The following is an 8,553-nucleotide window of genomic DNA, read 5'->3' on the forward strand; positions in this document are numbered from 1 at the left end:
TGAGCCGGATGAAAAATCGCGGATCTTATATGCTGTTGTCGGCTGCAAGTCTTTCTGCCGGCACGCTTGCGCTAACGCGCGGCGGAGTCGGAGCGTGGTTTTTGCTGGCTGCTTCCGCCAGTTTGCTGATGTATGCGGTCGTTCTGCCCTTATTTGTTCTCAAGTCCTTGTCCGCAGAGCATCGCATGGCTTACCCCGCTTGCCGTGCAGGCGATCCGATGGCGTTTGCGCTGCAGCTGTCTTATAGCGGCTTGCTTCCGCTATTGTGGCTTGTCGTCCAAGTAAGCTGGTTGCATGAGAGCAGCGGCCAGCTCGTTCGTTATCGCAAGCTGCTGTTTCCCGGCTTTCGCCGTTCGACCACGCTGCACTACCGGCTGACCGGACTGTGGCGCGGCCATTATCGGCTCCAGTCGGTGCAAGCGGCAACCGGCGATTTGTTCGGCTTTACCGTCAAAGTGAAAAAAATCGAGCCGTCGCTAGGCTTTGTCGTCTATCCGCGCCCCTCGTCGCTGGATCGTCCTGTTCTGCAGCTGAGGCCCCAGGACGACGGCGCGCCGCTGACTGCGGCTTTACGCACAAGCAGCCCGTCCAGCGACGGCATCAGGCCCTATGCCGATGGCGACTCTTTCCGGCGCGTTCATTGGCGCGCGTCGGCCCGATTGAATCGGCTGGTGGTCAAAGAAACCGAGCGCCTGGCAGGCGTGAAGCAGATGCTGCTGCTGGACGCGGGCTCTGCCGCTGTGCCGCCGAAGTGTGTGCCGACAGCCCGCGGCAAGGGAGGAGCGGATGCGAAAGCATCCGCGCGGGGCAAGGGGGGAGCCGAAGCGGGAATGGATGCGAAAGCGTCTGCGCGGCGCAAAGGTGGAGCGGGAGTGGGAATGGATGCGCAGGCGTATGCTCGGGGCAAAGGCGGGGCCGGAGCGGGAATGGATGCGCAGGCGTATGCTCGGAGCAAGGGTGGAGCCGAAGCGGGAATGGATGCGCAGGCGTATGCTCGGGGCAAGGGTGGAGCCGGAGCGGGAATGGATGCGAAAGCATCCGTGCGGAGCAAGGGTGGAGCCGAAGCGGAGATGGAAGCGAAAGCGGTTGGTTCCGGCGATGTGGAGCAGACGCGCGCGCTGCTCGAAAAGCGCGTCGCCCTTGCTGCCGGCCTGCTGGAAGCAGCGGCCGGCGCGCGCACGAGCTGCGGCTTCGCCTGCAGCTCCGCGCACCCCCGGCGAATCCCTCCGGCGATTCGCCCCGACTTGACGCTCGCGTACGAGACGCTCGCGAGCGTGGGCGGCAGCGCCGCCGCGCCCTTCGCGGAATGGGTCCGCGAGGAGGCGGCGGCGCTGCCGCCAGATACGTCGATGCTGCTGCTCACATCGACGTTGGACGGCCTCCTGCTGAGCGCGATTGCGGAAGCGCGCAGCAGGAGGCGGGACGTGCACGTCATCTACGTGCACGGGCGGTCGACCCTCCCGCTGGCTGAGCGGGAGGGAGCCGCGCAGCTGCAGGCGCTGGGCTGCGGCTTCACGGAAGTGCCGCATCCGCGCAGCGAGTGGCCGCAGCCGGGAGGTGTCGCCGATGCTACCGCGTGAGCCCTTGCACCCTCATCGATCTTCCGCTGGAGCACAGCTGCCGGGCACCCCGGTAACCAACGCCTTGCCATCCGACGCAGCACAGACGCCCGAACAACCGCCGCCCGTCTCATCACCCGCCGTGCAGTCGGGTTACGCCGCCGCGTCTGCCCACACGGACGCAACGTCGCCGATGAAGCTGCCGCCCAGTCACCCGCCGCCCGTCTCATCACCGACCAAGCAGTCGGGTTACGCCGCAGCGTTTGCCCGCACAGGCGCAACGTCGCCGACAGAGCTGTCGCCCGAACAACCGCCGCCCGTCTCATCACCCGCCAAGCAGTCGGGTTACGCCGCAGCGTCTGCTTACACAGGCGCAACGTCGCCGACAGAGCTGTCGCCCGAACAATCGCCGCCCGTCTCATCACCCGCCAAGCAGTCGGGTTACGCCGCAGCGTTTGCCCGCACAGGCGCAACGTCGCTGACAGAGCTGTCGCCCGAACAACCGCCGCCCGTCTCATCACCCGCCAAGCAGTCGGGTTACGCCGCAGCGTTTGCTTACACAGGCGCAACGTCGCCGACAGAGCTGTCGCCCGAACAATCGTCGCCCGTCTCATCACCCGCCAAGCAGTCGGGTTACGCCGCAGCGTCTGCTTACACAGGCGCAACGTCACCGACCAAGCTGTCGCCCGGTCAATCCTTCGCACCCTTGAGCGCACCTGCTCTGACGCGGCTTTCCGGTCAAACGGCGCCAAACGCCGCTTCCCGCAGCACGCCGCCAAGTCATCTGCTGCGAGACGGTTGCTTGACGCTGCTGCTGCTCTTGCTGCTGTGGGAATGGCTGCGTCCGCTGCCGGCCTTGTCCGATGTCTCGGAGGTATACATGATCCGGCCGTTTTTGCTTGCGTTTGCTTTATGCATGGCCCTGGACTGGCTCAAGGTGCCCGGCGGGATCGGCTGGCCGCTGAAAGGCGTCGTCGTCACCGCTTTTGTCGGCTATTTGTTTTATCCCGATACGTTTCCCTCTCCCGCTTGGTTGGCCGATTACGGCAGTCTTTTTATAGAAGATATTCGTCATGGCCTGCACGGTGAGCTGGAAGCGATTAGCGCACAGACGCGTACGATCTTGTTTTTGTGCGGCTGGCTGCTGCTGATTTCCGTCACGCAGGCGCTGCTGCTGCAGCGGCAGCTCGGGTTATGGTTTGTTGCGCTGACACTTATGTATTTGACGCTGCTGCAGCTGGCTGCGGGAGCCGATACCCGGGACGGCTTGATCCGCACGGCCGGCATCGGGCTGCTGCTGCAAGCATTGTGCAATTTGCCGCGTATCGAGGAACGCTACGGCGTGCAGTCGGGCAGCGCCGTCTGGCCGCTGCGTTGGACGTTGCTGAGCGTAGCGGCCGCTGCTGCGATTGGGGGCGGCGGCTGGTATGCCGCGCACGGAATGAAGCCGGAGCTGATGAAGCCGATTGACTGGTCGACGCTCGGACAGCGCTTCGATTCGCTTTACAATGACACGGCGTCGCCCCGTCCGCTATCAGCGTCGCGTTCGGGCTATGGCGAGGACGATTCGCGGCTTGGCGGTCCGCTGGTTCCGGACGAAGGCATCGTATTTACGGCAAAAACATCCCGGCTCACCTACTGGCGCGGCGAAGCCAAAAGCTTTTACGACGGCCAGGGCTGGACCGGCCCTGAGCCCGCCTGGCAGGCCTTTGCTGCACCGGCATCGGCCGCTGAGAGCAGCGCCGCCAGCGGCCTCCGGGCTGACACGGACGCATCGGCTATCGGCAACGCCGGCTCCCGGGGCGTCACTGAAAACGTCGGCGACGCGGATTCAGCCGCAGACAAAGCTCTCGCCGACGCGACTAACAGATCGGACGCCACGGCCAGTTTCGCGGATAGGGACACCGGCTCGGTCGACGCGAGGAGCACCTTGCCAGTTGCCGGCCAGACATCTCCAGCCTCTGCGGTCGCCGAAACGCTTACGCAGGAGGTCGTATGGGGAGCGTCAGCTTCGAACAAAATCATTTTCCACGGCGGCACGCTGCTTTCCGTCGATGCGCTGCTGACCGATTCAGGAAGCCCGTATCCGCCGCAAGCTGTGCTGGCCGAGCCCGCAAGCGGCAAAATCAGTCTGCCGATCATCGCAAGTCCCCTCGCTTACTATAAAATCACCGTCCGCGACGACCGCCCGGACCCTGCTGTGCTCAGCGCCGAGCCGGACGCTTCGGCTGCTGCCGCTGCGTACCTTCAACTGCCGGATGAGCTGCCCCCGGCCGTGCGCGAGCTGGCTGCGCAGGTGACGGGCGGGCTTGTCGGCCCGTATGCCAAAGCGGATGCGATTGAGCGCTACCTGCGCGCAACCTATGCATACAGCTTGAGCAAGCCGACCGTACCCGCACGGGGGGAGGATGTGGTGAGCCACTTTTTATTCGTGGATCGGGTCGGCTACTGCGACCATTTTTCCACGGCAATGGTCGTCATGCTGCGCGCGGTAGGCGTCCCGGCCCGCTGGGTCAAGGGCTTCGCGCCCGGTACGCCGGAGGCGGGCGCGGCCGACGGTGACGGCTTGCTGCGCGTCACCGTGCGCAACCTCGACGCTCACTCGTGGGTCGAGGTCTATTTCCCCGGCGCCGGCTGGGTGCCCTTCGAGCCGACGCCGGGCTTCAGCGGCGCGGTCGAAGGCGCGCCGCCCGCGCACACGGCGGCTGCCGCGCAAGCCGCCGCCGCGATCCCGGCTGCGACCGCTGCGCAGCCGCAGTCAAGCGAGCCCGCCGCACCAAGCGGGCTCGGCGAACGCACGCAGCTCGCCTGGCGCAAGCTGCGTGAGCTGGCAGCGGCCCCTGCGGCGCAGCTGGCGGCAGCGGGGCTGGCCGCCATCGGCCTGTTGGCCGCTGTATACAGCAGGCGGCGTCCCGAAGCCGCCGCCGCCCGGGCTGCGGCGCTGGCGCTGTATGCGCCGCAGCCGGATCGCCGCGCCTCGCTGCGCCTGATGGATGGCGTCTGGCTCAACATCTACCGGCTTTTCGGGACCAAGCCGGCCGATCACACGGCGCGGGAATACGTCATGTCCCTCGCCGCGCTGAGCGATACGCAGCGCGGGGCGCTGCTCGATTTTACCCGTAAATACGAAGCAGTTCGCTACAACGCAAACGAAGGAAGCGGCTGCACCCGGCGGGAAATCGCCGCCCTCTGGAAAACGATACGATCCCCGCATTAAGCTCTTTACATCTTGGGCAGGTAATGTTTAAAATTAGTACCTATAATAGTGATCGGCGGACAAGCGGGATTGCTACGAAAATAGGAGGCCGAAAGATGAGTAAACCGAGTGAAATGATCGTCGTATTGGATTTTGGAGGGCAGTACAATCAGTTGATTGCGCGGCGGATTCGCGATTTGGGCGTGTACAGCGAATTAATGCCTTTTAATACTTCTGTGGACAAAATCCGCGAGCTGCAGCCTAAGGGCATTGTGTTCTCGGGCGGCCCGTCGAGCGTGTACGGCGAAGGCGCGCCGGCAGTAGACCCGGCGATTTTTGAATTGGGCATTCCGATTTTCGGTATTTGCTACGGCATGCAGCTGATCGCCCATCAATTGAACGGCAAAGTGGAGCGCGCACATACCCGCGAGTATGGCAAGTCGGACGTCGATTTTGTCACCGGCAGCCCGCTGGTGGACGGACTTGACGCCAAGCAGGTCGTGTGGATGAGCCACGGCGACCATGTTTCTTTGCTGCCAGAGGGCTTTGTGCTTGATGCCAGTACCGGATCGGCGCCAATTGCTGCGATGAGTCACCGCGAGAAGCATATTTATGCCGTGCAATTCCATCCGGAAGTGCGTCACTCCGTCAAGGGCAACGAAATGATCCGCAATTTCATCTATGGTGTCTGCGGCTGTACGGGCGATTGGACGATGGAGTCGTTTATCGGCGATACGATCCGCGATATTCGCGACCAGGTTGGCGACAAAAAGGTGCTGTGCGCCCTCAGCGGCGGCGTCGACTCGTCGGTAGTGGCTATTTTGCTGCACAAAGCGATCGGTTCGCAGCTCACCTGTATGTTTATCGATCACGGCCTGCTGCGCAAGGGCGAAGCCGAAAGCGTCATGGAGACGTTTGTCGGCAAATTTGATATGAAAGTGGTCAAAATCGACGCGCGCGAGCGCTTCCTGGGCAAGCTGGCCGGCGTAGACGATCCCGAGCAAAAGCGTAAAATCATCGGCACCGAGTTTATCCGCGTCTTCGAAGAGGAGTCCCAGCAATTCGACGACTTTACCTTCCTGGCGCAAGGCACGCTCTACACCGATATTGTAGAAAGCGGCACCGCTACTGCGCATACGATCAAATCGCACCATAACGTCGGCGGGTTGCCTAAAGATATGAAATTCAAGCTCGTCGAGCCGCTGAAGGCGTTGTTCAAGGATGAAGTGCGCAAAGTGGGCGAAGAGTGCGGCCTGCCGGCCGAAATCGTCTGGCGTCAGCCGTTCCCGGGTCCGGGTCTGGCGATTCGCGTATTGGGCGAAGTGACCGAAGACAAGCTGAAAATCGTCCGTGACTCCGACGCCATCCTGCGCGAAGAAATCGCCAGAGCCTGCCTCGATCGCGAGATCTGGCAATATTTTACGGCGCTGCCGAACATGAAAAGCGTCGGCGTCATGGGCGACGCCCGTACGTACTCCTACACCGTGGGCATCCGTGCGGTTACGTCCATTGACGGCATGACCGCCGACTGGGCGCGCATTCCGTGGGACGTGCTGGAAAAAATCTCCGTGCGCATCGTCAACGAAGTCGAGAACGTTAACCGGATCGTTTACGACATAACCTCCAAACCACCGGCCACGATCGAGTGGGAATAAAATAGCGTTTTCAATCCGAACATTATTTCTGTTCCCTCAGAAGTAACGTTCGGATTTTTTTATATTGACGCAAGATGATGCAATCATTAGAATAGCTAGTAATTATGATTGTTCAGGGGGAGTTAAACAGATGGATCGCTTTTTTAGGTTAAAGGAGCATGGAACGAACATCCGCACGGAAATTATGGCCGGATTAACCACATTTATGACGATGGCTTACATTTTGGCCGTCAATCCGGATGTGCTCAGTGCGTTCAAATCGGGCGCGACCGGCGGCGACTGGACGGCTGTCTTTTTGGCAACGGCGATTGCGGCCGGCGTGATGACCATTGCGATGGGATTGTTCGTGAATTTTCCGGTGGCGCTTGCGCCGGGTATGGGCTTGAACGCTTATTTTGCTACAATCATTTTGTCCTCACAGGGTAAGTTTACGTTCCAGATGGGGCTGACCGCCGTCTTTATTTCTGGCATTATTTTTCTGATCCTGACGGTGACCCGGATTCGCCAGCTGCTGCTGGTGGCGATTCCCGACAGCTTGAAGCATGCGATAACCGTCGGTATCGGCTTGTTTATTGCGATCATTGGCTTTAAAAATAGCGGCATTCTCACTGTGGCGGTCGAAACCTCGAACGATGTCGCTGCCCACAAATTCACGGACCTGCTTTCTTTTGAAACCGTCTTTCACATGGGCTCCTTGTCCGACAAAAACGTGATTCTTGCGATTGTTGGCCTGCTGCTGATTTCGATTTTTATGGTGCTGCGCGTGCGTGGCGGCATTTTGTTCGGCATTTTGGCGACCACGGTGGTCGGCTATTTTATGGGCATGGTTGATCTGGGCAGCCTGAGCGGCGAGCGCGCCACCTGGATTCCAGACATGAGCAAGCTGGCGTTTGCCCATTTTGATTTCGCCGGCATTATGACGACGGGTATCGTGTCCGTTATTGCCACGTTTACCTTCGTTGAGCTGTTCGATACGTTCGGCACGCTGGTCGGTACGGCCAATCGCGCCGGGTTTATGAAAAATCAAGCCGAAGGCACCAAACGCGTCGGCAAAGCGATGTTTGTGGACGCCGTGGGCGTAAGCGCCGGCGCGCTTGTTGGTACAAGCACCGTGACAGCATACATTGAAAGCGCATCGGGCGTGGCCGAAGGCGGTCGCACCGGCCTGACGTCCGTAACGACAGGCGTTTGCTTTTTGCTCGCTTTGTTCCTGGCTCCGATTGCGATGCTGATTCCGGGCTCGGCAACCGCCGCTGCTTTGATTGTAGTGGGCGTGTTGATGATGCAATCGGTCCGCGAGATCGATTTTAATGATTTCGTGGTGGCGATTCCATCCTTTTTGACCATTGTGATTATGCCGTTTACCTACAACATTGCTAATGGCATTTCCTTTGGCATCGTAACTTACGTGCTGCTGGCCGGGCTGGCCAACCTTGGAGGCAAAGGGCATTATAAAGTACACTGGCTTCTGTGGATTCTGGCAGTCCTCGTGCTTGCGCGTTATATCTTTATCGGCAGCCAAGGCTAGTCGCTATGCTGCTCGTCCCGGTGCTTGCGCGCCGGGTTTTCTTTTTTTCTACAAAAGCAAAGCGGATAGTTTTTTTATAAAAAAGCTTGCATTCTGTTTTTTGATTTGTTATATTACTCCTTGCCGCTTCAAAAGCAGCACGATTCGACAAACAAGTTGAAAAAAAGTGCTTGCAATCAGATAGGCAGATGTGATATATTAATCAAGTCGCCTTCGAGAGACGGCGCGGCAATGAAACACCGATTGCTCTTTGAAAACTGAACAACGAGTGAAGAAGCACAACGGTCGCGCAAGCGGCCACAACAAGAGATTGCAAAATCTCGCTAGCAGTAAATTTTGAGCAATTGAGCTTAACAATAACGGACGAGCAATTGTCCACACCTTATTGGAGAGTTTGATCCTGGCTCAGGACGAACGCTGGCGGCGTGCCTAATACATGCAAGTCGAGCGGATTCTTTCCTTCGGGAAAGGGTTAGCGGCGGACGGGTGAGTAACACGTAGGCAACCTGCCCTTGAGATCGGGATAACTATCGGAAACGATAGCTAAGACCGGATAGCTGGTCTCTCCGCATGGAGAGATCATGAAACACGGAGCAATCTGTGGCTTGAGGATGG

General features: G+C 59.9%; 4 protein-coding genes and 1 rRNA gene. All 5 read left to right on the forward strand.

Annotation, left to right across the window (positions count from 1 at the left end; genetic code table 11):
- Positions 1-8: 8 nt before the first annotated feature.
- Positions 9-1,580 carry a DUF58 domain-containing protein gene (locus B5M42_RS08130; RefSeq protein ID WP_134757233.1) on the forward strand — a complete coding sequence of 524 codons (1,572 nt, stop codon included), beginning with the start codon at positions 9-11 and terminating at the stop codon, positions 1,578-1,580.
- Positions 1,567-4,776: a transglutaminase-like domain-containing protein gene (locus B5M42_RS08135; RefSeq protein WP_230632798.1), complete on the forward strand. Its 3,210-nt coding sequence runs from the start codon at positions 1,567-1,569 to the stop codon at positions 4,774-4,776. Before B5M42_RS08130 ends, B5M42_RS08135 begins: the two co-directional genes overlap by 14 nt.
- 95 nt (positions 4,777-4,871) lie before the next feature.
- Complete coding sequence (gene guaA, locus B5M42_RS08140; protein ID WP_134757231.1) at positions 4,872-6,410, forward strand: glutamine-hydrolyzing GMP synthase; 1,539 nt, start codon at positions 4,872-4,874, stop codon at positions 6,408-6,410.
- A gap of 130 nt (positions 6,411-6,540) precedes the next feature.
- Positions 6,541-7,938 carry an NCS2 family permease gene (locus B5M42_RS08145; RefSeq protein WP_134757229.1) on the forward strand — a complete coding sequence of 466 codons (1,398 nt, stop codon included), beginning with the start codon at positions 6,541-6,543 and terminating at the stop codon, positions 7,936-7,938.
- 382 nt (positions 7,939-8,320) lie between these two features.
- Positions 8,321-8,553 (forward strand): 16S ribosomal RNA (locus B5M42_RS08150); the annotation flags it as partial.

The sequence above is a fragment of the Paenibacillus athensensis genome, assembly GCF_004514475.2.
Taxonomy (GTDB): domain Bacteria; phylum Bacillota; class Bacilli; order Paenibacillales; family NBRC-103111; genus Paenibacillus_AL; species Paenibacillus_AL athensensis.

What these genes read in the sequence shown, in the direction of transcription:
- B5M42_RS08130 (WP_134757233.1), top strand. Translation starts at nt 9, where the DNA reads ATGAAAAATCGCGGATCTTATATGCTGTTGTCGGCTGCAAGTCTTTCT.
- B5M42_RS08135 (WP_230632798.1), top strand. Translation starts at nt 1,567, where the DNA reads ATGCTACCGCGTGAGCCCTTGCACCCTCATCGATCTTCCGCTGGAGCA.
- guaA (WP_134757231.1), top strand. Translation starts at nt 4,872, where the DNA reads ATGAGTAAACCGAGTGAAATGATCGTCGTATTGGATTTTGGAGGGCAG.
- B5M42_RS08145 (WP_134757229.1), top strand. Translation starts at nt 6,541, where the DNA reads ATGGATCGCTTTTTTAGGTTAAAGGAGCATGGAACGAACATCCGCACG.